This is a genomic window from Klebsiella sp. V115_8, from assembly GCF_029967715.1.
GTDB lineage: Bacteria > Pseudomonadota > Gammaproteobacteria > Enterobacterales > Enterobacteriaceae > Klebsiella > Klebsiella quasipneumoniae.
This window is the reverse complement of the sequence record NZ_JASCAR010000044.1, coordinates 243436-266536: the sequence shown is the minus strand read 5'-3', so window position 1 is coordinate 266536 and position 23101 is coordinate 243436. Positions and strand designations below refer to the sequence as shown.

The window sequence follows — 23101 nt, the reverse complement described above, 5'->3', positions numbered from 1 at the left end:
TTCGTCGGGGCGGGATAGTGAGCAAAATGCTCGCGATGCTGCTGCTGACCGCCTGGCTGAGACCCTGTGCGGCGCAAAGCAATGAGCTGGTGATGGCGACGACATTTTCTCCCAGCGCCACCGTGTGGATTATCGATCGCTGGCAGAAAGAGCCGGGGTCAGTGACGATCAGGACGCTCAACCGCACCAGCGCCTCGCTGGAACAGCTGCTAGACACGGCAAATGCCGAAAATGTCGATCTGATCCTGACCTCGTCGCCGATGCTGCTGCAGCATCTTCAGGAGCATAAAAAGCTGGCACCGTTCAGCGGTGCGCCGGCAGTCAGCCAACAACTGGTGCCGGAATCCATTCGCTCCACCTCCGTGGCCGTAGCGATTTCCGGGTTCGGTTTGCTGATTAATCGCCCGGCGCTGATGACACGGCACCTGCCTGCGCCAGCGGACTGGGATGATCTGACCGATCCTCGCTATCAGGGGGCGCTGCTGATGAGCAGTCCGTCGCGTTCGGATACCAACCATCTGATGGTGGAGTCGCTGCTGCAACAAAAAGGCTGGATTAAGGGATGGGCAACGCTGTTGATGAGTGCGGGAAATCTCGTCACCATTTCATCCCGCAGTTTTGGGGTGGCGGATAAGATTAAAAGCGGCCTGGGCGTGGCCGGTCCGGTGATTGATAACTACGCCAATCTGCTGATGAACGATCCGCACCTGGCTTTTACCTATTTCCCGCAGTCGGCGGTTTCGCCGACCTATGTCGCGGTGCTTAAAAACAGCCAGCACGCCAGCGAGGCGCGGCGGTTTATTCGCTATCTGTTAAGCCCGGAGGGCCAGACGATCCTCGCCGATGCCAATACCGGGAAATACCCGGTAACGCCCCTGGCGGCGGGCAATCCGCGGGCGGCGCAGCAGGCGGTGCTGATGAATCAACCGCCATTGAACTATCGGCTGATCCTCAAACGCCAGCGTCTGGTGCAACGGATGTTCGATACGGCGATCAGCTTTCGTCTTGCCCAGCTAAAAGATGCCTGGCGAGCGCTGCATAGCGCGGAGGCCCGTCTCAAGCGTCCGCTGCCCGAGATTCGCGCGTTGCTGACCCGTGTGCCGGTCGATCCGGCCAGCAGCGAGGATGAAGCCTGGCTGGCTCAGTTCGACAATAAGAGCTTCGCGGAACAGCAGATGATGGAGTGGCAGCTCTGGTTTCTCAACAATCAGCGGCAGGCGATTAATAAACTGGAAGAACTGAAATGATGGGCAGGTCCATACTGCAACGTCTGCGGCAAATCAGTATCAGTAGCAGCCTGCGCGGGGCTTTTCTGATGGGGGCGCTGCTGACGCTGATTGTCAGCAGCGTCAGCCTTTATTCATGGCATGAGCAAAGTTCGCAGATCCGCTATTCGCTGGATGAGTATTTTCCGCGCATCCATTCGGCTTTTCTGATTGAAGGGAATCTCAACCTGGTGGTCGATCAACTCAATGAATTTCTGCTGGCGCCGAATACCACGGTACGGCTGCAGCTGCGCAACCAGATTATCCAGCATCTGGATAAAATAGAGCGGCTGAGCCAGGGGCTGTCGCCGGCAGAACGCCAGCAGCTGGCGGTGATATTGCAGGACAGCCGCGCGCTGCTGGCGGAACTGGATCGCGTGCTCTACAACATGTTTCTGGTTCGCGAAAAGGTGGGAGAGCTTTCGGCGCGGATCGACTGGCTGCACGATGATTTCACCACCGAGCTGAATTCGCTGGTGCAGGATTTTACCTGGCAACAGGGAACGCTGCTCGATCAGATTGAAGCCCGACAGGGGGATGCGGCGCAGTACCTGAAACGCTCCCGGGAAGTGCAGAATGAACAACAGCAGGTCTATACCCTGGCTCGTATTGAAAATCAGATCGTTGACGACCTGCGCGACAGGCTCAATGAACTGAAATCCGGGAATGATGACGGCATGCTGGTGGAGACGCATATCCGCTATCTGGAAAATCTGAAGAAAACGTCGGATGAAAATATTCGTGCGCTGGATGACTGGCCGAGCACCATTACCCTGCGACAAACGATCGATGAGCTGCTGGAAATTGGCATGGTGAAAAATAAGATGCCGGACACCATGCGCGACTACGTTACCGCGCAAAAAGCGCTCGTGGAAGCCAGCCGGGCCAGAGAAGCGACGCTGGGACGCTTCAGAACGCTGCTGGAAGCCCAGCTTGGCAGCAGTCACCAGCAGATGCAGATGTTTAATCAACGTATGGGGCAGATTGTCCGGGTCAGCGGCGGGTTAATCCTGGTGGCGACGCTGCTGGCGCTGCTGCTGGCGTGGGGGCTGAACCATTATTTTATTCGCTCGCGGCTGGTGAAACGCTTTACCGCGCTGAATCAGGCGGTGGTACAGATTGGTCTGGGCCAGACCAAAGCGACCATTCCGGTTTACGGGCGCGACGAGCTGGGACGTATTGCCGGTTTGCTTCGCCATACCCTCGGTCAGCTTAATGCGCAAAAACAGCAGCTTGAACAGGAGATAGGCGAGCGGAAAGCGATTGAGGCCGATCTGCGTGCCACTCAGGACGAGCTGATCCAGACCGCTAAACTGGCGGTGGTGGGGCAGACGATGACCACCCTGGCGCATGAGATCAATCAGCCGTTGAATGCGCTGTCGATGTATCTTTTTACCGCAGGAAGGGCGATCGAGCAGGGACAGACGGAGCAGGCGCGGACGACGTTAAGCAAAGCGGAAGGGCTGATCAACCGCATTGACGCGATTATCCGCTCCCTGCGCCAGTTTACCCGCCGCGCAGAACTGGAAACGCCGCTGCACCCGGTCGATTTGCGCCAGACCTTTACCGTGGCGTGGGAACTGCTGGCGATGCGCCATAAACCTCAGCAGGGGACGCTGCTGATACCGGATGACGCCGTCTGGATCCTGGGAGACGAAGTGCGTGTTCATCAGGTGCTGGTGAACGTGCTGTCAAATGCCCTTGATGCTTGCCCGCACGCAGCGCAAATCACCGTGAGCTGGCACATCCAGGGCGAAAGGCTGTGCGTGTTGATTGCCGATAACGGCCCCGGCTGGCCTGCGGCCTTACTCCCTTCGCTGTTAAAGCCGTTCACTACCAGCAAAGCCGTGGGGCTGGGAATAGGGCTTTCGATAAGTGTTTCGCTGATGACGCAAATGGAAGGGGCGTTGCGCCTGGCGTCGACGTTTACGCGCAGTGCCTGCGTGGTGCTGGAATTCAATTTGACGGATGTAAAAGATGTTGAGTAATCACTGTTCGATTCTGCTGATTGATGATGATGCCGATGTGCTGGATGCCTATACGCAGCTGCTTGAGCAAGCGGGGTATCAGGTCAGTGCCTGTAATAATCCTTTTGATGCGCGGGAGCGGGTGCCGAAGGACTGGCCCGGCATTGTTTTAAGCGATGTCTGCATGCCCGGCTGCTCCGGAATCGATTTAATGACGTTGTTTCATCAGGATGACGATCTGCTGCCGATTCTGCTTATCACCGGTCACGGCGATGTGCCGATGGCGGTGGAGGCGGTGAAAAAAGGGGCCTGGGATTTCCTGCAAAAGCCGATCGATCCAGGCAAGCTGCTCACGCTGGTGGATGCCGCGCTGCGTCAGAGGCAATCGGTGATCGCCCGTCGCCAGTATTGTCAGCAAAAATTACAGGTTGAGCTTATTGGCCGCAGCCAATGGACGGATCGGTATCGCCAGCGCCTTCAGCAGCTGGCAGAGACGGATATTGCGGTATGGCTTTACGGCGAGCCGGGAACCGGCCGGATGACCGGCGCGCGTTACCTGCACCAGTTAGGGCGTCACGCCGAAGGTCCGTTTATCTCCTGCGAACTCAACACGGCTAACGCCCACACGCTGAATGAACTGATCGCGCAAGCCCAGGGCGGGACGCTGGTCTTAAGCCACCTGGAGCATCTGTCTCACGGGCAACAGCATCATCTGGTACAGCTGCAGAGTCATGAGAAACGGCCTTTTCGCCTGATTGGTATCGGTAATGCTTCGCTGGTGGAGCTAGCCGCCAGCAGCCAGATAGTGGCGGAACTCTATTACTGCTTCGCGATGACGCAAATTGGCTGCCAGCCTCTGTCAAAGCGACCTGATGATATCGAGCCGCTGTTTCATCACTATTTGCAAAAAACCTGTCAACGGCTGAATCATCCCGTCCCTGAGGTGGATGCCGGTCTGTTGAAGGGGATGATGCGGCGGATGTGGCCAAATAACGTTCGCGAACTGGCGAACGCCGCCGAGCTGTTTGCGGTGGGGGTATTACCGCTCGCGGAAACGGTGAATCCGAAGATGCTCGTCGGCGAACCGACGCCGCTGGATCGGCGGGTTGAGGAGGTCGAGCGGCAGATCATCACCGAAGCGCTGAATATCCACCAGGGACGTATTAATGAGGTGGCGGAGTATCTGCTGATACCGCGTAAAAAACTCTATCTCAGAATGAAGAAGTATGGCCTGAGTAAAGAGCACTACAAAGGGGTTTAGGCATGGCGCCAGACGATGGTTAATAATATCCTGAATGGTTCCTGCGCCGGAAAATAACGATGTTTTTACGCTAAAGGGACAGGGAAGGGTGAACCCTTATGAATACCTGAAAAAAGAGGACACCATTTTTTAAATGGATTTTTTATTTAAATTTGCAAAAGTGAAGAGGTAAAAACTTAAGCGCCTGTTATTTTTTTATTTTATAGAAGGAATTCTGAGTGAAGCGCATTAACGAACGTGCCTGGGAAGTGTTTGGTATCTATGGAAGGGTTTGTGAAAGCTGCTCCGGGGCGATCGCATTAAGCCTGTTGCAGGCGCTGGCGATGTTTGGTTGCCTTGAGAAAAGAGAGGCTGGCGGGTTAACGCTGTATTGCATTCTGACTTTCATCGCCGTTGTGGCGACGATCGGTTTTTTTGCCTCTCTGATAAGTATAGGAAGAACTATTCATATACAAAGTGAAGGTCATAAGGTAGCTGAATTCCTGATTTCCTGCATTTTTTATCCGGTCGTTATCGGTATCCTGCTTTCGGCGCTTGCGACGCTTCAATCAATATAAGGTGACATCAGGCGTAAGGACCACAGAGCGATCTCCACGCCATCATTTTAAAGTGGCATGAATAGGTGAAGGTCGATTCCGATTTAACGAAACGAAGCTGCATCAGGCGGCTCGTCGCATCGTCGACATAGACTAGTGAGATACAGGCGGGTGCACGGTTCTCGAACCAGTGGTGGTCGCAACCATTAATCTGGATCAGTTCGCCGCAGCAGGCCCGAAGATAACGTGGCTGCTGAATTTTCAGCGCACGTTGTTTGCGGGGGATCCAGAGACCGGCTTTAACCATGAGGGAACGGACAGTCTCATTGGACAGGTTAACATCGTGCAGTACTGCGAGTTTCTCACACGCCAGCGTAGACCCAAAGTCGGTATAGCGCTCGCGGATAATATTGAGCGCGTACTGTGCAAGGTCATCTGGCAGCTGGTTATTGCTGAGATTTCAACAATGTTGGTTAGCGATATCTGGCGAGCCTGATTCACGGCAGTGCATCAGAAGGCGTCGGTACTGGCGATCAGATATACTCAGGCGCTGTGTGGCCATCAAGTGTGGTCAGACTCCGGTCGACAACGTCCTGAATGATTTTGAGTCGGTTAACTTCGTCCAAAGTGAAAACGTCCGCTGCATGAGCCGTCATCAGAATCCCTCGATGGTGAATCTACGGGTCACTTATCCAGCAGCAGGCCTTACAACTCAGCCACCATAATCTAAGTGCGCATAATGTATATTATGTTAAATTGCGTATAGTGCCCAATAACTTCATATTTGACAGCGGCCTCTTAACAAATCAACACGGTACTTATTTATGACTGACATCCCTTTTCTTGCGTTATGTTCATAGTACATGTTCGCCCTGTCATCTGATATTCAAACTCCTACCTTAATGGACAATGCTTCCTGAAGATGAACTTTCACCGGACCAGAAACTGGCGGTTGTGTATGTTTCATACTTGCCTCCAGTTTCAGGGAAATTAAAGTTAAACAGGCAGATTTTGTCTCACAGAACACCCAGTATCACTTTGACAGGAAATCACGAAGGTAAAATCTCAATCGTGGCCGCTCTGGCGCGAGTCCCTGTCATTGCTGAAACATAGCTGCTGCTGGAGTACTTTTTCTGATAAGCCTGATCAATTTTACTTTCAAGCTCAGGGTCTGATGGTTTTGCGAACAGGACGTCGAACTCCTGTCCAATAGCCAGTATCTTACCCGCCTGCTGGGACAATGCAGCCTGATACCATTTTGAACGGGTACCACTATAGGCTCGGACGAAAAGTCTGTTCTCCACCTTCACTTCCCAAATCCATGTCGGCGTACCGGTCGTATTCATATCGGGATGATACGGAGCGATTTTCAGGTCGTCGGCCGCATCTATTCTTGTTAATAATTCAGGGTTCCAGAACATAAACTTCTCCTCTTTCAAGAGCAGTGTCTGTCGTTTGTCGCACAGACACTGCATCTGAAAGCACCGGACGGTGCTATGGCTTACTTATTAAGATTTTTGTTAAAAAATGCAGTGATGTTATCGAACGGGATCTTATCCATACGATCATATAAATCGACATGTGTGGCATCTTTAACAATCAGAAGCTCTTTTGGTTGATTTGCCGCTTCATAAGCCGTTTTGGAGAAGTAAAGCGAATGCGCTTTTTCGCCATGGATGAACAGGATCGGACGCGGAGAAATTTCCTTGATATAGGTCATGAGCGGGAAATTCATGAAGGCCATCGGCGTTGTCACCGACCATGAATTGCCAGAGTTGACGGCTCGTGGATGATAACCGCGTTTGGTCATGTAGTAATCCGCATAGTCCACGAGGAACTGTGCTTCCCCGCCCTTCAGTTTATTATAGGCTGGCTGGTATGCAGGTTTGCCGTTTGCCGCATCTTCCCAGCGCTGAAGACTCATCTTCTCCAGCGCCTGCTCGCGTTGCTCCGGCGTTACGCTGTCATTGTAGCCTTTCGACATCACGCGGCTCATATCATACATGGTGCTGGCAACGACCGCTTTTACGCGTTTATCCACGGCAACAGCGTTCAGGGCAATCCCTCCCATGCCGCAGATACCAATGACACCGATACGTTCACGATCCACATAAGGTTGCAGTCCAATGAAATCGACTGCGGCCATAAAGTCTTCGGTATTGATATCAGGGGAAGCAATATTGCGGGGTTCACCACTGCTTTCACCGGTATAAGACGGATCAAATGCCAGCGTCACGAATCCGCGCTCTGCCAGGGTCTGAGCATAAAGACCTGAAGCCTGCTCTTTTACCGCGCCAAATGGCCCGGAAATCACAAGCGCAGCAAGCTTCTTGTTCCCGCGATCTTTAGGAAGATACACATCTGCGGCCAGCGTAATACCGTAACGATTTTTAAAAGTAACTTTTTGATGATCCACTTTTTCGCTCCTTGGGAAAGTTTTATCCCACGTCTGAACCAGATGGACTGAAGAATCTGCTGTGCCTGGTGCCGGCTGGGCGACCGCAGCTTCTGTTGAAATCAGAGCCATCGCTCCGGCGATGAGTGCGCGATTAAAAAAGCGCGTTGAAGATTTTAGCGTCATGATATTAAAACCTTTCATTGGATGTTGAGGGATAGTTTCAGACAGCATGCATGAGTATTTCAGTTACAACTCTCTTTTCCGGAACCGAATTCGATTCGGGTTGGGTTGTAGAAAGTAAACTCTTTCACGTATGTCTCCTCCGGATAACCTGTCTGGCAGTTAAAAATGGCTTTAACCTGAACGGTTTAAATTGGCTCGCTGTGAAAGCTGACTGACAGGTCACAGCTTCATTTCAGTGTTGTTATTTTGAGTGCCTTACATGAAAGTTGTTATTAAAATACTCTGCATTATTTGCCTGATCCTCTGAAATTGAATTTAAAGCGTATATTTCAATTTTCATCGCTGCTAAGTTGTTAACGTCAAAAGCCGCAATAAACGTGAGGTATTACAGAATGATTTCTGACAAGACGGTTGAAAAACTACTCGGCGTGCTTTCCCGTGATATTGCTCAGCGCACTCCGGGCACCGGTGATTTCCCAACAGCGGTAGAAGGACTCCAACTGTTCCGCCGAAACGAAACCGCTCCTCCGGTGAGCTGCCTGGTCCCTCCCAGTATCGTTCTGGTGGCCGATGGCGCGAAGATCATGTGGGTTGGTGGTGAACCTTACGAATACAATGCGGAAAAATTCCTGATCACCTCCCTTGACCTGCCAGCCAGCTCGGAGGTTTTACAGGCTTCGACATCCCGGCCCTGCGTCGGCGTAGCCTATAAACTTGACCAGCGCGTGCTGATGGAATTAATTGCCCAGGGAAGCCTGCCGCCGGTCAAAAAACGAGACGCGGGAACGGGTGTCGGTATAGGAACGGTTACTGATGTTTTGCTGGAACCTTTCTGCCGTCTGCTTTCTTTGCTTGACGAGCCTGAAGCCATTCCTGTCCTCGGGCCGCTGATTCAAAGGGAGATACATTACCGGCTTTTGATGAGCGATCAGTCCGATCATCTCAGACAGATTGCAGCAGTAGACGGCCATGGCTACCGTATCGGTAAAGCTATCGACTGGTTAAAAACCAATATTGCGTCACCCTTACGCGTAGAGGAACTGGCAAGTCGGGTGCAAATGAGCACGCCCTCTTTTCACCAACACTTCAGGCAGCTTGCGGGAATGAGCCCGCTCCGGTATCAGAAATGGCTGCGCCTCAATGAAGCCAGGCGACTGATGCTGAATGAACATTACGATGTCACCACAGCAGCCTATGCTGTCGGTTACGAAAGCTTATCCCATTTCAGCCGGGAATATACGCGGATGTTCGGGGAGTCACCCAAGAGGGATATTACTGTGCTGAGAAAGTCAGCTGGTAAGCTTCAATAAATTCTCCACAGCCACAAGTGAAATCGGTAGTGAATTATATTACTTCAGCCCGGGGTGGCCGCTTCGAAATAAAGCTAAGAGGCATTACGGTAGCGTAATATCGAGATAACTTCAGCAAGGGCGGGTGACAGTTGATGACGGCTGGAGTAATAAAGATGATAACCTTACAAAGCGGATTGGTGTTGTTATTGGTGGATTCGGTGTTCTCATGCCGACGAACGACGTGACCGAAAACTTCCCGACAAACCAGCTATGGCGTTGTTCATAAAACTCCTCCGGCACGTTTGTGGCGCTCTCGATCGTCGTTGGGTTCATCAGGCGAACGCACGTCGGCGACACAAGGACCGCACCAGGTCTGCCGGCGCGGTTAACAACATGTTTCGCTTCTGGTTGCGTATCTGCCAGATAATGCTGACTCACTCAATTTTAACCGTTCCCGGCAAACCGCACGCCGCACTTTCTCCGCCCTAAAATGTCCAGGTAACTGCTGCTGCCAGTGCCGCCTCGTTACGTCGTAACACGATCGGGCTTTGATTGGCATGCTCCCCAAGCCAGGTATAGTCAGCGCTCAGAACCGTGCCCCAGTGGGCATCAAATCGGTGACTCCAGATCAGACTGTTGTCTATGCCATAAAATCCCCCCGGTGCTGAATAGCGGCTATAACCTGAACGCTGGCTCTGCTCCGGATTCACGCCATACCAGGTATTCAGGTAACGGTTGTCGCCAAACAGGGCCGCCGTTTGAAAGGCGATCGTGTCCTGATCGGTTTGTACGGGAATCAACGTGAAGGATGCCTGGTAACTTACCCCCTGGCCGTCCGTTAAAGGCAGCGTCGCTTTACCTTCAACACTGAGCCACGAAAGCGTCTGCCAGCCAACGGCAAGGGCCGTGTTCAGTGAGACGTCAATGTCTCCCATCCCTTTCAGATTATTTGCCCCTGCCCGCCAGCTGGCGTTTTTATCCGTCCTTCCCAGATCGTATCCCAGCGTATGTTCGAAGTACCAGCCGCTGGCGTTCTGCAGGTCATACCCTACCCCTTTCTGCGTATCAATAAAGAAAGCGCCGTTACGACCCTGAAGCACCGGAACCACCTGCCATACCTGCTTGTCTGAACCTGAGTATCGCGGAGCGTAGCGCCCCCCCAGCCCGATAGTGAAAGAGCCGTCATCATTTGCCTGTACACAGGATGTGATGGCCGTCAAAAGCGGTACGGTCATATACAGGGCTTTTTTTATCGCTATCATACTGTTCTCCTCACGGATGCTGGTTTCTCCTGAGGCAGGAGCTGCCACAAAATGTTGGCGCAGTATGATTTGGCAAAATCAATGAATCGTCGGGATAGTGTTAAGAATCGGTCAAGGTGAACGGATGTTGTCCAGAAGAGTGCTGATTATTGAAGATGACGCCGATGCGGCTGGCGTGCTCGAGGCCTATTTACGCCGTGAAAATTACGATGTCGTCATTACCGGAGATGGACTTTCCGGGCTGGATATGGCGCACCGGTGGAAACCCGATCTGATCCTGCTGGATGTGATGCTTCCGGGGCTTAACGGCACCGAAGTCCTGGCTGGCCTGCGTCGTAAAAATGATGTTCCGGTGATCATGGTCACCGCCATGGGAGATACTCCCGATCGTATTGGCGCTCTGCGCTATGGCGCTGATGATTATGTTGTTAAGCCTTACCATCCGGGAGAAGTTGTGGCCCGGGTGCAGGCGGTATTGCGTCGCAGCAATAAAACGGAAACAAAGGAAGAGATCCTTCGCTGGCAATCACTTGAAGTGGATGTTACGGCCATCGTGGCGAGCATTATCGACGGGGACACCACACCGCGGACGTTGGATCTGACCCCAACCGAATTTTCACTACTGACCACGCTTATGCGCTCTCCTTCACGACCTTTTTCCCGCCAGCATTTACTGGAGCACTGTTTGCCGGAAAGTGAAGCCCTGGAGCGTGTGGTGGATACCCATATTTATAACCTGCGTAAAAAACTCGAAGCGGCGGGTATTTCCGGCGTGCTGGTTAACGTTCGCGGCGTAGGCTACAGGTTCAGACAACCATGACAAAAACCCGCTATTCCTCCCTGTGGCGCTGGATTTGCGCACGTATATTAGCGCTGGCCATCGGAAGCGTAATTGTCATAGCGACCTGTATGTGGCTACGTTATGCGGTGCAGAATTACTGGATCATGAGCAGAATGCCGGCATCGGTCAGACAAGAGTTTCTTGCGCTCAGCCAGAACCCGCAGGCGGACCCGGCGCGCTTCCATCAAATCGTCGATACCTGGTGGGGGTTGAGTTATTCAACACCCTCCATCGCCTCGGCAGACTGGGTCACCGTGGCGTTACTGGTCCTGGTCATGATCCCTTTTATTGTGGTGATGGGGTTGAGATATGCCAGGCCACTGGCGCTGCAGTTCAGCCGGTTGCGTGATGCGGCAAAGGACGTCGCCGAAGGGCAATTTGGCCGCCAGGCAGAGCTCATCAGGAATGCGCCGGCTGAAATGGTCAGCTTTGCCAGTGACTTTAATACCATGACGGGGAAACTGGCCCGCTATGAAAAAGAGTTACGTACCTCTCATGTGGCCATGGCGCATGAGCTTCGCTCCCCACTGACTGCCGCTATCGGACGTTTGCAGGGCATGCTGGATGGCGTGTTTGATGCCAGCCCGGAACAACTGGCAATGGTAATGAAACAGCTTCAGCACCTGAATCGCCTGACCGATGAACTTCATCTGCTCTCACTGTCTGATGCCGGGAATCTGGTTCTGGAAAACGAACCCTTTCGTCTGGATGAGCTGCTTAAGGAACGGGTGACATGGATCATGCCCCAGGCTGATGAACATCGTTTTACCATCAGGCTTCATCATTCTCAGGCGTGTCCTTTCAAAGGCGATACGTTCCGTATGGGCCAGGTGTTTACTATCCTTATGGAAAATGCCCTCCGTTACGGGCGTGATGGCGGCTTTCTTGATGTCACGCTGCACTACGCCAGCGGGCAATATTGCCTCGAATTTCGCGATGACGGCCCGGGGGTATCCTCCCGGTTCCTGCCGGAAATGTTCAACCGTTTTAGCCGGGAGGAGCAGTCGCGTGCCCGCCACTCCGGCGGCAGCGGTCTCGGTTTGTCGATTGCTCGCGCGATTTGTCAGGCCCATGGTGGCAGTATCAGCGCGTCGTTACCTGAAACCGGCGGACTCGCAGTCAGCATTTTGTTACCCTGGACGTCGTCTGAGATGGAAAATAGCCGCTCTTGATAATACCTTGACGAAACGTCGAATCTTTCTCGACTAAGCGCGCATTTAATAACGCCGTAACCTATATGGAGCGGCGTTATGTCAGATGAATTTTTACTCTCCCTCCGCCACAGTCTGCACCATTTGTACGACGTGGCGCGCACCCTTTCCTGGCTGCACTTTCTCCCTCTGACCCTTCTTTCGGTAGTGATTTTTCTGCTGCCCGGATGCGGGGACAACCATGGTAATACGACTGATCCTGTGCGAACGGTGCGCTACGTTGTTGTTGGCTCAGCGCAAACCCTTCCCGCGCTGGAAAGAACCGGAGAGATCCATGCGCACGATGAAACGATTCTCAGCTTTCGTACCGGCGGCCGGATAGTGACGCGTAGCGTCGATATTGGCGATCGGGTCAATGCAGGGCAACTGCTGGCCACGCTTGAAAATACAACCAGTCAGAATCAGCTCGATGGCGCACAGGCTGATTATGAAGGAGCCAAAGCCGCTGCTCAGGTTGCTGCACTTAACCTCAACCGAATGCAAAAGCTCATGCCAACAGGCGCGATTGCCCGCACGCAGCTCGATACCGCCCGCGCAGACTGGCTTGTCGCCCGCGCGCGTTTAAAAAACAGCGAGTCCGCATTGCGTAATGCCCGGGAAAGCCTTGGCTGGACGCGTCTGATGGCGCCGCAAAGCGGCGTGATCACCGAAGTAAGCGCCTCTGCGGGTCAGGTGGTCAGTGGTGGTCAGTCGGTGTTGACGCTGGCGACCGGTGAAGCCCGCGATGTGGTGTTTGATATCGCTAAACCCGAGGCGATCCCGCCACAGGAACAGGCTGGCTTGCGAGTTTCCCTCCTCAGCGACCCGTCGGTGCAAGCGTCCGCCGCGGTAAGAGATATTAGCCCGCAGGCCGATCCTCAGACCCGCACATGGCGCGTCAGGGCTACCCTGCAAAACCCACCGCTGGCAATGGCGCTGGGCGCCAGCGTTACCGTCACGTTACCCGCAACGGGTCCGCATGGATACGCCCTTCCCGCTTCAGCGCTGAGCCGCGTCGACGACAAACCGGCGGTTTATGTGATTAACCCACGGTCGCAGGCCCAGCTTCGCGTGGTGGTGCCAGCATACTATACCGCCACCGCGGTTATTATCTCCGGCGGCCTTGAACCAGGCGACCGGGTGATTACCGCCGGCGTGAGTAAATTACGCTCCGGCGAGCCGGTGATTGCCGGGGAGTGCGAATCATGAAACCCGTATTGAATGAGAAATTTAACCTGTCCGCCTGGGCGCTAAATAATCAACAGATGGTCAGTTTCTTCATGCTGCTGATCATGGCTATGGGCGCGTTCTGTTATGAGAACCTGCCACGTAACGAAGATCCGGCGTTTACGATTAAAACGGCCGTTGTTTCTGCGCAATGGCCCGGGGCATCCGTAACGGATACCACCCGACTGCTGACCGATACGCTGGAAAAAAAGCTGCAGGAAACCCCCTGGCTTGATTATCTCGAAAGTGAAACCCGTGCCGGGAACTCCGTTATTCATGTCAATCTCCGTGACGATACCCCGCCGCAAAAGGTGCCGGATATCTGGTATCAGGTACGTAAGAAAATGCAGGATATTGCCCCGTCGTTGCCAGAAGGCGTTCAGGGCCCCGCCGTCGACGACGAATTTGATGATACGTTCGGTACGATTTATGGATTTATACCTGAGGGCTATACCCTGCGGGAGGTCCGGGACCGTGTTGAGACAATCCGCCGGGAACTCATGTCGTTACCGGATATCGGAAAAACCAGCCTGCTGGGTGAGCAGCAGGAACAGATAGTTCTCTCTTTTTCTCCAGCGCGTCTGGCAAGTATGGGGTTGAACATCCAGCAGGTAGCGGATGCCCTCAGAGCACAAAATGCGGTTGTCCCGGCAGGTATGATCCGCACCGGACAGGAAAATATGGCGATAAAGGTCAGCGGGGAACTGACTTCTGAAGCTAGCTTACGTGCTGTCACGCTGCGTATTAACGATCGTTACCTTCCTCTGACGGATATTGCCACCGTTAGCCGGGAAAACACCGAACCTCCCCAGCCGGTTTACCGGATTAACGGCAAACCCGCCATCGGGCTGGCTATCTCGATGGCGCCGACGGGTAATATGCTGCGTTTCGGCGCCGCGCTGAATGCAAAAATGCATGCCATCAGCGTCACGCTGCCGCACGGTATTGAGATGGTCAAGGTTGCCGATCAATCAGCGGTGGTCAGCGATGCCGTAAGCGGGTTTATCCGGGTGCTTATCGAAGCCGTGGCGATCGTCCTGGCCGTTTCGTTTGTCTCGCTGGGTTTACGAGCCGGACTGGTCGTGGCTGCGGCCATCCCACTGGTTCTGGCCATGACCTTTACGGGAATGATGCTGGCAGGAATAGGTCTGCAGCGTATTTCTCTCGGCGCATTGATTATCGCGCTGGGTCTGCTGGTCGATGACGCCATGATCACTGTGGAAACCATGGTCTCTGGTCTGGAAGCCGGGGATTCCCGCCGGCAGGCGGCTACCCGGGCTTTTAAAACGACCGCATTTCCGATGCTGACGGGCACCCTTGTGATGATTGCCGGGTTTATTCCCGTGGGATTTGCTGCGTCCAGCGCCGGTGAATATTGCTTTTCCCTGTTTGCCGTGGCGCTCATCGCCCTGCTGTGCTCATGGGTTGTCGCGATCCTGTTTTCACCGTTAACCGGGACGTGGCTGTTATCTGACAACATCAGACAGAAGGCGAAAGGTCCTGGACGGATGGCCCGCGGATACCAGTGGCTACTGCGCAAGGCGTTGCGTCACCGCTTCGCCACCGTGTGTATTGCTCTCATTGCGCTTGGTCTGTCCGTTTACGGAACAACCTTTATGCAGGGGGAGTTTTTCCCCGCCTCCGACAGGCCTGAATTGCTGGTCAGCCTGACGCTACCGGCCAATGCCTCGCAGTCGGAAACGCAAAATAGGGCTGAACAGCTGGAGAAGGCCCTGGCAGGCAACCGCAACGTTGAGCGCTTTTCGACATACGTTGGGTCGGGAGCGATTCGTTTTTACCTGCCTATGGATGTGCTTCTGGCAAATGAAAATATCGCCCAGATGGTGGTGGTGGCTAAAGATCTTAAAGCGCGAGATCGTCTTCATCGACAGTTAAACAGGATACTGGCTACGCGCTTTAGCGACATCATCACTCGCGTATCGCCCCTGGAACTTGGGCCCCCCGTCGGCTGGCCAGTCAAATACCGGGTGAGTGGGCCAGATTATCTGAAGATCAGGTCGATCGCGAACCGCCTGAGCGATGTCATTGGCCGGTCACCCTCCTCCCGCGAGGTTAATCAGACGGCAGGCGAACCGGAGAGAGTCATTACCCTCAAGGTCAATCAGACCGCCGCCCGGGCTGCGGGCGTGTCGTCAGAAAGTCTGGCCCGGATGCTCAATACCGTCTGGTCCGGCAGTATAGTCACGTCGGTTCGCGATAATGACCGTCTTGTCGATGTGGTGCTCCGGGCCAGGGACAATGAGCGTCTTAACCTCGCCACCTTCTCTTCGCTGACTATTCAGGGGAATGACGGTAAACAAATCCCCCTCAGCGCCTTTGCCACGCCAGTCTGGGGCGTGGATGATCCGGTTATCTGGCGTCGACAGCGTTTGCCTTTCATCACCGTGCAAACTGACCTCGCCCCGGGACTTCGCGCCGAAGCAGTATCCGCAGCGTTGAGACCAGCGGTAGACAGGTTGCGCGCGGAACTGCCTGAAGGCTACAGCATTGAAGAAGGGGGCGCGGTTGCTGAATCTGAAAAAGGTAATAGTTCGGTCTATGCGGTTCTGCCGGTGACACTGGTCATCATGCTCTTGCTGTTGATGCTCCAGTTGCGCAACTATTCCCGTATTGTGTTGGCTATACTGATGGCCCCATTTGGTTTACCGGGTATCGTGCTGGCTATGTTACCTGGCGGAACACCAATGGGATTTGTCGCTCTGCTTGGCGTGATTGCGCTCGCTGGCATGATCATTCGTAACGCCGTCATACTGATTAGCGAGGTTGACAGCAATCTTGCTCAGGGGATGGCAAGCGATGCCGCCATTATTGCGGCCGCAGAGCATCGTGCGCGCCCCATCTGCCTGACTGCCTGTGCAGCCATTCTGGGAATGATCCCCATTTCTCATCAAGTATTCTGGGGACCGATGGCCTATGCGATTATCGGGGGACTACTGATTGCCACGCTGGTTACACTGACCGTTTTACCTGCATCGTTTAGCCTGTTGCTACAGCTGAGAATGACTTCCTCCGGCGAGATTCATGAAAAATGAGTGGCGTGCCGTCGTACCCTCGTCTCAGGGTTCTGCCAGGTTATTCGCCAGAAGAGAAAGCACTTGCGCCATCCTGCCATCCACCTGCTGCGACGCCCGGATAACAGGAAACCTGACAATGACAATCACAATGCGATGCGGTCTAGCCCGTCCTTCAGGCGCAGGGTCGCGAGCTACAGCGCAGCACGTGATAATAGAACAAAATTTTACTGCTTCTTCGGCAACAGAGAGCGAGGAGAAATGCCAAAGGCTTTGCGGAAGGCGTGGCTGAAATGAGAAAAATCAGAGAAGCCGAAATCCAGCGCCGCCTGGGACACGCTATTGACACGTCCTCGTTCGATAGCCTCTCGGCTCGCCAGCAGCCTCTCCTGCCAAATCACTGTCATCGGCGTTTTTTTGTGGCGGGCGAAAGCACGCGTGACGGTGCGAACGGAAACGTGGTGCGCCCGTGCCAGGCTTTCGATGTTCAAATCTGGATCGACAAATTGCCGCCGGATGTAGTTCATCATCCGCGAATACAGATCGCGCTCAACACCAACGTTGTTCAGGTCCTGTAACTCCAGGCTCAGCACCAGTAGATCCAGCAACGTCCGGGAGAAGCGGCCAGAGATATCCGGAGTGTCCAGGCAGGCGGGCATCGTTGCCGCCTGACGCAGCATTTCGCGCAAGGGGATCACCCCCGGGCGGCGGTCGTCGAGCACCGTCGCGGTGAGGTGTTCGACCCCAGGTAAATGACAGCTCAGCAAATGGCGGGGTATCCGCACCAGATGATTATCGCGCCCGCCAAGACTGAAGCGGAATGTCTGGGCGGCATCGTAGAGCACCAGACTGTCCACTGCCAGCGTCGCCTTGCGTCCCCCCTGTTCAAGCTGACCGTATCCATCCTGCATATACCCCAACCACAGATCGTCGTCGGGGCCCTGGCGCAAAAAACGGGCCGTGCGATCCCAACTGTGTAGCGGCGCGGACAGTGAACACATATCCACCAGACCCACTCCACGTACCGTTAGCCGTGCATCAAAGTCGACCCCAGCCAGAGGGGTGCTGGCGGCTGGAATACAGTGACGTAACACTACGTCGTTCCAGTACTCGAAGCGGCGCGACTCGGTTACGCCAACGGTTGAATAGTGGAGACTGCCCGCAGACTGCATGCTATTCATCATCATTCACCTCGTGCCGGGTATTCCGCCAAAACGACAGAAACGATTTCGCTGACAGCAACTCTCATGCCAACGAGCTAATACACCCTCTTTCAGTTTCGCCGATCGGCGCTAAGTTACCGGGAAATAACACTGAAAATCCGTGCCCCTCTTTTCTGCTGGCATATAGGGCGTTGAATAGCAGTACGACAAAATCTGGAATCGCACCCTAAACGTGCGAAGCCTGCACTATGGCGGACCATCACACGACGGGGCTGCCCGCAACCGAATGTCCCTTCCAGCCAAACGACTGTCCTGCTGAAGCAAGTACGCCGCAAATTTCTCCCTAGTATCAGTAAGCGTAAGGTCTTCCGGCCACACCGTGCTCCGGACATAACACGACATCAGACAAGAGGGGGAACGTCATGACTTTCAGCAACGCTACGTTTCGCATCAGCCTGGCCGCCTGCACACTGTGGCTGGCAACCGGCCCGGCCCATGCGGTCGATCTCAATTCGCAGGATTTGATTCCAGCCCCTGCCGGCACCGATGCCATTCTGGGATATTTCACCTACGCGACGAGAGATAGCTTCACCCCGACCGGGGGCGGTGAAATTAAGCAAGAGACCGGGCTCGACTCCTTCGTCAGCATCTTTCGTTACGTTCACTACATGGACGTCGGTGGCTTTACGGTTGCGCCGCAAGTGCTGCTGCCTTACGGACGCCTCTACAATGGCTCACTAAACGGCGTTCGACTTGATTCAGCCAGCGGCCTGGGCGACCCCATCCTTGCCGCGCCGGTCTGGCTGGTCAACAACCCCAGCACAACCTTCGCCATTGTGCCTTACCTGTACCTCCCCGCGGGCTCCTACGACGCCGGACGCACGCTAAACGTTGGTGAAAATCGCTGGAAGTTCGATCTGCAGCTCGGCGGCGTGCAGCAGCTGGGTAACGGTTTCGCCACCCAACTGTCCACAGATGTGATGTGGTATGGCGTCAACGACGACGCCTCGGGCATCGGCACCGGTCGACTTAAGCAGGACAACACCTATCAATTTCAGGGCTGGGTGAACTGGACGCCGCCCGCCGATAAGAGCTGGACCCTGGCCGCCGGTTATTCCCAGTACTGGGGCGGCAAACAGCAGCTTGACGGTATTGAGAACGGACAGGCGACGCGCGTCGATCAGGTACGGCTGGAATTATCGAAATTCATCACCCCCACGGTACAGGTACAGGGTCTGCTCCAGCGCGACCTCAACGTCGATGGCGGTTTTAAGGAAGATCTGCATACCACCCTGCGCGTGATGAAACTGTTCTGATGCGAATCGGCACAGAGACATCCCCAGACTCACTACTCACCCGCAACGGAGAAATCCATCATGACCGATCAGCAGCAAAAACCCACACTCTATGAACGTCTCGGCGGTTATGACGCCGTTTACGCTTTCGCAGGGGAAGTGTTGAAGACCTGTATGAAGCATCCCGATATCGGCCATATCTGGGCGCACGTATCCGAATCGTCGTTCCAGAAAGAGCATATCAACTTTGTCGATTTTCTGTGCAAACACTGGGGCGGCAACACGGTCTACCGGGGACGAGATATGGTGACCGCGCACCGCGGAATGGGGCTGACCGAAGTGCACTGGAAAGCCGTATTCGAGGCTATTAATGAATGCTACGAGAACTTCAACGTTCCGCAGGATATTCGTGAAGAGGTCACCGCATTCCTGACCCAGTTCAAACCCGCCGTCATCGGTAGCCCTTCATACCGGGATGTGGTACTCGCCCACCCTGACATGGACGTAACCAAGGGGATGAAAAGCGTCGGCATCCACTGGCCGAAAACAGATAAACCGTCTTAACCGAGGACGGACCTCCGCGCAACAGGCGGGTGTCCGTCTCAGCCAAATGACTGACCTGCACAACCATGTAGTGATGACATTTCGGGCTTATGTTGAAGACAGGTTGCATTGGCAAACATCGTACAAAGGGAACTCCATGGCTATTGAACGTCCTACTATTGAACAACTGCAAGCGCTCGCCAGTCGGCTAAACATACGATTGACGCCTGCACAAGCCGAAGAATATCTGGCGCTGATGCAGGCCAATTTCGACGCCTATGATCTCATCGACGCCCTGCCCGACGAGATCCCCCCGGTGCACTACCCGCGCGCCGCCGGCTATCACCCTGAAGGCGAGGAAAATCCGCTCAATGCCTGGTATTACAAGACCGAGGTGACAGGTGCAGCAACCGGTAAGCTGGCTGGCCGCACCGTGGTGCTCAAAGACAACATCGCGCTGGCTGGCGTACCGATGATGAACGGAGCCTCGACGCTTGAAGGCTTCGTCCCTGTCTACGACGCCACCGTTGCCACCCGACTGCTGGATGCCGGCGCGACTATTCTTGGCAAGGCGACCTGCGAGCACTTCTGCTTGTCGGGAGGCAGTCACACCTCCGATCCGGCGCCAGTACATAACCCATTGCGCCGCGGCTACTCGGCCGGTGGCTCATCTTCTGGGAGCGCCGCTTTGGTTGCTTCCGGAGAAGTTGATTTGGCGATGGGCGGCGATCAAGGAGGCTCTGCGCGTATTCCCGCCGCATGGTGCGGCCTCTATGGGCTGAAACCGACCCACGGTCTGGTGCCTTATACCGGCATCATGCCGATCGAAGCCACTTTCGACCATACCGGGCCGATGACCCGCAGCGTAAAAGACAACGCCTTAGTCCTTGAGGTCATTGCCGGCGCGGACGGATTGGACCCGCGTCAGTATGCCCCCAAAGTAGAAGCTTATACCGAGGCTCTGGGTAAGGGAGTACATGGCTTAAAGATCGGCATTATGGCCGAAGGTTTTCAGTTGCCGAATCTGGATGTGCGAGTCGCGGAGAAAGTTCGTGCTGCCGTCGCCCGTCTGCAGGATCTGGGTGCTACGGTCGACGAGATTTCGGTACCGGAGCATAGCCTGGCGGGTGCGCTCTGGTCCCCTATCGGCTGCGAGGGGCTGACCGCGCAGATGATGCATGGCAACGGCATGGGCTTTAACTGGAAAGGACAATATGACGTGGCGCTGCTGGACAAGCACGCCCGGTGGCGTGAGGACGCCGACGCGCTTTCCCCATCGCTGAAGATATGCATGTTCGTCGGCCAGTACGGGCTGGAACGCTACCATGGCCGCTACTATGCCAAGGCGCAGAATATCGCGCGTCGCGCGCGTGCGGGCTATGACCGGGCGCTGGCGGACTTCGACCTGCTGGTGATGCCCACTGTACCGCTTGTCGCTCAGCCATTACCGAAACCTGACTGCTCCATTACCGAATATATCTCCCGCGCATTTGAGATGATCGGCAATACCGCACCGCAGGATATTACCGGCCATCCGGCAATGACTCTCCCTTGTGGGCTGGTCGACGGCTTACCGGTAGGAATGATGTTGGTAGGACGCCACTTCGCCGAAAGCACCCTTTATCAGGCCGCCGCCGCATTTGAAGCTTCCGGCGACTGGCGGATGTTTTAACTCTTAACCATCGGGAACCATAAAATGAGCCATCAACACGACCACGACCATACTGAACCGCCGGCGGACATCGAGCTACGTGTCCGGGCGCTGGAATCCCTGCTACAGGAGAAAGGACTGATTGACCCGGCGGCACTGGATGAACTGATTGACACGTACGAGCACAAGGTCGGCCCTCGTAACGGCGCGCAGGTGGTCGCTAAAGCGTGGAGTGATCCGGAGTATAAACGTCGACTGCTGGAGGACGCCACAGCCGCCATCGCCGAGCTGGGTTTCTCCGGCGTGCAGGGTGAAGACATGCTGGTAGTGGAGAACACGGCGGACGTGCACAACGTGACCGTCTGTACATTATGTTCCTGCTACCCCTGGCCGGTGCTGGGTCTTCCGCCGGTCTGGTACAAATCGGCCCCCTATCGCTCGCGTATCGTTATCGACCCGCGCGGCGTTCTTGCCGAATTCGGGGTAACCATACCCGAAAGTAAAGAGGTGCGCGTCTGGGACAGCAGCGCGGAACTGCGCTATCTGGTCCTGCCAGAACGTCCGGCGGGTACCGACGGCTGGAGCGAAGCGCAGCTGATTGGACTGGTCACCCGCGATTCAATGATCGGCACCGGGCTGGTCGCCGCGCCATAATAAGAGGAGAAAACCATGAATGGGATACATGATCTGGGCGGTATGCACGGCCTCGGCCCGATCCTCAACGAGGAAAATGAGCCGTATTTCCGCCATGAATGGGAGCGCCGGGTATTTCCGCTGTTCGCCTCGCTGTTCGTCGGCGGACATTTCAATGTGGATGAATTCCGCCACGCCATTGAACGCATGGATCCAGCCCACTACCTGGAGGCAAGCTACTACGAGCACTGGTTGCACGCATTTGAAACGCTGCTGATGGAAAAAGGGGTGATCACCGCCGATGAACTCTGGGGTGGCTCGCCCCCTGCTCCCTGCGCGCCAGGCACGCCGGTGCTGACGCAGGACATCGTCGCGGCGGTTGTCAGTACCGGTGCCTCCGCGCGCGTCAGTCACGATGTTGCTCCCCGCTTTAAGGCCGGAGACCTGGTTCGGGCAAAAAACATTAACCCAACCACCCACACCCGCCTGCCGCGTTACGTGCGTGGGAAAATCGGCCGTATTGAGACCGATCACGGCGTATTCATCACGCCAGACACTGCAGCGCACGGTCTGGGCGAACATCCTCAGCACGTCTACAGCGTAAGCTTCAGCGCACTGGAACTGTGGGGCACGCCGCGCCCGGACAAAGTCTACATCGATCTGTGGGACGACTATCTGGAGGAAGCATGAGCCTTGCGACACAGCGTGATTACGCCGCCGTCGGGTTACCCCGCGACGAGGAGGGGCCTGTGTTTGATAAGCCCTGGCAGGCGAAAGCATTCTCCCTGATCGTCCATCTGCACCGGGCGGGGCTGTTCCCGTGGGCAGAATGGGTACGGACGTTCAGCGAAGCGATCAAGGCTGCTCCGGCGCAGCCCGGCGAAAGCGTGAACGATGCCTACTATCGCCAGTGGGCGACAGCAATGGAGAACATGATCACCGCCCTCCACCTGACCGCGCCGGATGACATTGCCCGACGGACACAGGAATGGCGACTGGCGTATATCAACACGCCGCATGGTCAGCCGATCGTCCTGGCCAATGCCTGCTGTCCGCCAGCGCATAACCACCACTCGCTTCCACTCGGCGTTCCGGTCACGGTTAGCCCGGCACAGTCTTCCATCAGCAAAATCAACAACGGAGTTACATCATGAGCGATATCACCCTTACCACCAACGCCCCGGCCACTCCGATACCGATCGCGGCGCTGTTGCCCTGGGCACTGTTCACCACCCTGCTGGCGCTTTTAGCGATCTATTTCGTCGGTGCGGAACAAGGTGCGACGTCGATGTTTTCCGGCACCCAGGTGCATGAATTCTTCCACGACGCACGCCATCTGCTGGGTTTTCCCTGCCACTGAGG

The 23101-nt window shown here is 55.1% G+C and carries 21 protein-coding genes and 1 pseudogene; 18 read left to right on the top strand and 4 right to left on the bottom strand.

Going from position 1 to position 23101, the window contains the following annotated elements:
- Window positions 1–26 precede the first annotated feature (26 nt).
- The 6 genes and pseudogenes from pgtC to QLG03_RS22730 form a co-directional block, all read left to right on the top strand.
- A complete protein-coding gene (gene pgtC, locus QLG03_RS22755) occupies window positions 27–1247 on the top strand; it encodes a phosphoglycerate transport regulator PgtC (RefSeq protein WP_044523231.1) in 1221 nt (406 codons plus the stop codon).
- Window positions 1244–3253, top strand: coding sequence for a two-component system sensor histidine kinase PgtB (gene pgtB, locus QLG03_RS22750; RefSeq protein ID WP_233672972.1), 2010 nt, complete (start codon window positions 1244–1246; stop codon window positions 3251–3253). Before pgtC ends, pgtB begins: the two co-directional genes overlap by 4 nt.
- Window positions 3243–4493 carry a sigma-54 dependent transcriptional regulator gene (locus QLG03_RS22745; RefSeq protein ID WP_110237686.1) on the top strand — a complete coding sequence of 417 codons (1251 nt, stop codon included), beginning with the start codon at window positions 3243–3245 and terminating at the stop codon, window positions 4491–4493. Before pgtB ends, QLG03_RS22745 begins: the two co-directional genes overlap by 11 nt.
- Before the next feature lie 218 nt (window positions 4494–4711).
- Window positions 4712–5050: a hypothetical protein gene (locus QLG03_RS22740; protein ID WP_085551864.1), complete on the top strand. Its 339-nt coding sequence runs from the start codon at window positions 4712–4714 to the stop codon at window positions 5048–5050.
- 172 nt (window positions 5051–5222) lie between these two features.
- Window positions 5223–5525 carry a hypothetical protein gene (locus QLG03_RS22735; protein ID WP_255987557.1) on the top strand — a complete coding sequence of 101 codons (303 nt, stop codon included), beginning with the start codon at window positions 5223–5225 and terminating at the stop codon, window positions 5523–5525.
- Between the two features lie 9 nt (window positions 5526–5534).
- Window positions 5535–5664, top strand: a pseudogene (locus QLG03_RS22730) (hypothetical protein); the annotation flags it as partial.
- 414 nt (window positions 5665–6078) lie between these two features.
- Here the strand turns inward: QLG03_RS22730 and QLG03_RS22725 are convergent.
- Window positions 6079–6450: a DUF2255 family protein gene (locus tag QLG03_RS22725; protein ID WP_025999258.1), complete on the bottom strand. Its 372-nt coding sequence runs from the start codon at window positions 6448–6450 to the stop codon at window positions 6079–6081.
- A gap of 80 nt (window positions 6451–6530) precedes the next feature.
- On the bottom strand, window positions 6531–7628 hold the full coding sequence (locus QLG03_RS22720; protein WP_048324209.1) for an alpha/beta hydrolase: 1098 nt from the start codon (window positions 7626–7628) through the stop codon (window positions 6531–6533).
- A gap of 374 nt (window positions 7629–8002) precedes the next feature.
- Between QLG03_RS22720 and QLG03_RS22715 the strand changes: the two genes are divergently transcribed.
- The gene (locus tag QLG03_RS22715; protein ID WP_048324208.1) at window positions 8003–8920 is read left to right on the top strand and encodes an AraC family transcriptional regulator; all 918 of its coding nucleotides are present in this window, start codon (window positions 8003–8005) and stop codon (window positions 8918–8920) included.
- Window positions 8921–9387: 467 nt separating this feature from the next.
- Here the strand turns inward: QLG03_RS22715 and QLG03_RS22710 are convergent, their stop codons facing one another.
- Window positions 9388–10164, bottom strand: coding sequence for a MipA/OmpV family protein (locus tag QLG03_RS22710; protein ID WP_147733441.1), 777 nt, complete (start codon window positions 10162–10164; stop codon window positions 9388–9390).
- A gap of 124 nt (window positions 10165–10288) precedes the next feature.
- Between QLG03_RS22710 and QLG03_RS22705 the strand changes: the two genes are divergently transcribed.
- The 4 genes from QLG03_RS22705 to QLG03_RS22690 all read left to right on the top strand — a co-directional run bounded on the left by QLG03_RS22705 (window position 10289) and on the right by QLG03_RS22690 (window position 16475).
- Window positions 10289–10984, top strand: coding sequence for a response regulator (locus QLG03_RS22705; RefSeq protein WP_064154609.1), 696 nt, complete (start codon window positions 10289–10291; stop codon window positions 10982–10984).
- Window positions 10981–12177 (top strand): HAMP domain-containing sensor histidine kinase, encoded by a 1197-nt coding sequence (locus QLG03_RS22700; protein WP_147733440.1) that lies wholly within the window; start codon window positions 10981–10983, stop codon window positions 12175–12177. Before QLG03_RS22705 ends, QLG03_RS22700 begins: the two co-directional genes overlap by 4 nt.
- Window positions 12178–12255: 78 nt before the next feature.
- Window positions 12256–13404, top strand: a complete 1149-nt coding sequence (locus tag QLG03_RS22695; RefSeq protein WP_065812543.1) for an efflux RND transporter periplasmic adaptor subunit — start codon at window positions 12256–12258, stop codon at window positions 13402–13404.
- Window positions 13401–16475, top strand: coding sequence for an efflux RND transporter permease subunit (locus QLG03_RS22690; protein WP_147733439.1), 3075 nt, complete (start codon window positions 13401–13403; stop codon window positions 16473–16475). The genes QLG03_RS22695 and QLG03_RS22690 overlap by 4 nt, the downstream gene beginning before the upstream one ends.
- Window positions 16476–16681: 206 nt before the next feature.
- Here the strand turns inward: QLG03_RS22690 and QLG03_RS22685 are convergent, their stop codons facing one another.
- A complete protein-coding gene (locus tag QLG03_RS22685; protein ID WP_147733496.1) occupies window positions 16682–17635 on the bottom strand; it encodes an AraC family transcriptional regulator in 954 nt (317 codons plus the stop codon).
- 404 nt (window positions 17636–18039) lie between these two features.
- On the opposite strand from QLG03_RS22685, the gene QLG03_RS22680 reads away from it, so the two are divergent.
- The 7 genes from QLG03_RS22680 to QLG03_RS22650 all read left to right on the top strand — a co-directional run bounded on the left by QLG03_RS22680 (window position 18040) and on the right by QLG03_RS22650 (window position 23099).
- Entirely contained in the window at window positions 18040–18933 is an 894-nt protein-coding gene (locus QLG03_RS22680; RefSeq protein WP_101866177.1) for a transporter, read from the top strand.
- 60 nt (window positions 18934–18993) lie between these two features.
- Entirely contained in the window at window positions 18994–19476 is a 483-nt protein-coding gene (locus QLG03_RS22675) for a group 1 truncated hemoglobin (protein WP_064154614.1), read from the top strand.
- 136 nt (window positions 19477–19612) lie between these two features.
- Window positions 19613–21127 (top strand): amidase, encoded by a 1515-nt coding sequence (locus QLG03_RS22670; RefSeq protein WP_147733438.1) that lies wholly within the window; start codon window positions 19613–19615, stop codon window positions 21125–21127.
- Between the two features lie 24 nt (window positions 21128–21151).
- Complete coding sequence (nthA, locus tag QLG03_RS22665) at window positions 21152–21760, top strand: nitrile hydratase subunit alpha (protein ID WP_147733437.1); 609 nt, start codon at window positions 21152–21154, stop codon at window positions 21758–21760.
- 15 nt (window positions 21761–21775) lie between these two features.
- Window positions 21776–22429: a nitrile hydratase subunit beta gene (gene nthB / locus QLG03_RS22660; protein ID WP_064154617.1), complete on the top strand. Its 654-nt coding sequence runs from the start codon at window positions 21776–21778 to the stop codon at window positions 22427–22429.
- The gene (locus QLG03_RS22655; RefSeq protein ID WP_147733436.1) at window positions 22426–22893 is read left to right on the top strand and encodes a nitrile hydratase accessory protein; all 468 of its coding nucleotides are present in this window, start codon (window positions 22426–22428) and stop codon (window positions 22891–22893) included. Before nthB ends, QLG03_RS22655 begins: the two co-directional genes overlap by 4 nt.
- A complete protein-coding gene (locus tag QLG03_RS22650; RefSeq protein ID WP_117137038.1) occupies window positions 22890–23099 on the top strand; it encodes a CbtB-domain containing protein in 210 nt (69 codons plus the stop codon). Before QLG03_RS22655 ends, QLG03_RS22650 begins: the two co-directional genes overlap by 4 nt.
- The last annotated feature ends 2 nt before the right edge of the window (window positions 23100–23101 follow it).

Excerpts from the sequence above, each read along its gene's own strand:
- QLG03_RS22670 (WP_147733438.1), top strand. The coding sequence starts at position 19,613 with ATGGCTATTGAACGTCCTACTATTGAACAACTGCAAGCGCTCGCCAGT.
- QLG03_RS22710 (WP_147733441.1), bottom strand. The coding sequence starts at position 10,164 with ATGATAGCGATAAAAAAAGCCCTGTATATGACCGTACCGCTTTTGACG.
- QLG03_RS22680 (WP_101866177.1), top strand. The coding sequence starts at position 18,040 with ATGACTTTCAGCAACGCTACGTTTCGCATCAGCCTGGCCGCCTGCACA.
- QLG03_RS22705 (WP_064154609.1), top strand. The coding sequence starts at position 10,289 with ATGTTGTCCAGAAGAGTGCTGATTATTGAAGATGACGCCGATGCGGCT.
- pgtC (WP_044523231.1), top strand. The coding sequence starts at position 27 with ATGCTCGCGATGCTGCTGCTGACCGCCTGGCTGAGACCCTGTGCGGCG.
- QLG03_RS22685 (WP_147733496.1), bottom strand. The coding sequence starts at position 17,635 with ATGAATAGCATGCAGTCTGCGGGCAGTCTCCACTATTCAACCGTTGGC.
- nthA (WP_147733437.1), top strand. The coding sequence starts at position 21,152 with ATGAGCCATCAACACGACCACGACCATACTGAACCGCCGGCGGACATC.
- QLG03_RS22690 (WP_147733439.1), top strand. The coding sequence starts at position 13,401 with ATGAAACCCGTATTGAATGAGAAATTTAACCTGTCCGCCTGGGCGCTA.
- QLG03_RS22715 (WP_048324208.1), top strand. The coding sequence starts at position 8,003 with ATGATTTCTGACAAGACGGTTGAAAAACTACTCGGCGTGCTTTCCCGT.
- pgtB (WP_233672972.1), top strand. The coding sequence starts at position 1,244 with ATGATGGGCAGGTCCATACTGCAACGTCTGCGGCAAATCAGTATCAGT.
- QLG03_RS22675 (WP_064154614.1), top strand. The coding sequence starts at position 18,994 with ATGACCGATCAGCAGCAAAAACCCACACTCTATGAACGTCTCGGCGGT.
- QLG03_RS22695 (WP_065812543.1), top strand. The coding sequence starts at position 12,256 with ATGTCAGATGAATTTTTACTCTCCCTCCGCCACAGTCTGCACCATTTG.
- QLG03_RS22700 (WP_147733440.1), top strand. The coding sequence starts at position 10,981 with ATGACAAAAACCCGCTATTCCTCCCTGTGGCGCTGGATTTGCGCACGT.
- QLG03_RS22650 (WP_117137038.1), top strand. The coding sequence starts at position 22,890 with ATGAGCGATATCACCCTTACCACCAACGCCCCGGCCACTCCGATACCG.
- QLG03_RS22745 (WP_110237686.1), top strand. The coding sequence starts at position 3,243 with ATGTTGAGTAATCACTGTTCGATTCTGCTGATTGATGATGATGCCGAT.
- QLG03_RS22725 (WP_025999258.1), bottom strand. The coding sequence starts at position 6,450 with ATGTTCTGGAACCCTGAATTATTAACAAGAATAGATGCGGCCGACGAC.
- nthB (WP_064154617.1), top strand. The coding sequence starts at position 21,776 with ATGAATGGGATACATGATCTGGGCGGTATGCACGGCCTCGGCCCGATC.
- QLG03_RS22655 (WP_147733436.1), top strand. The coding sequence starts at position 22,426 with ATGAGCCTTGCGACACAGCGTGATTACGCCGCCGTCGGGTTACCCCGC.
- QLG03_RS22720 (WP_048324209.1), bottom strand. The coding sequence starts at position 7,628 with ATGAAAGGTTTTAATATCATGACGCTAAAATCTTCAACGCGCTTTTTT.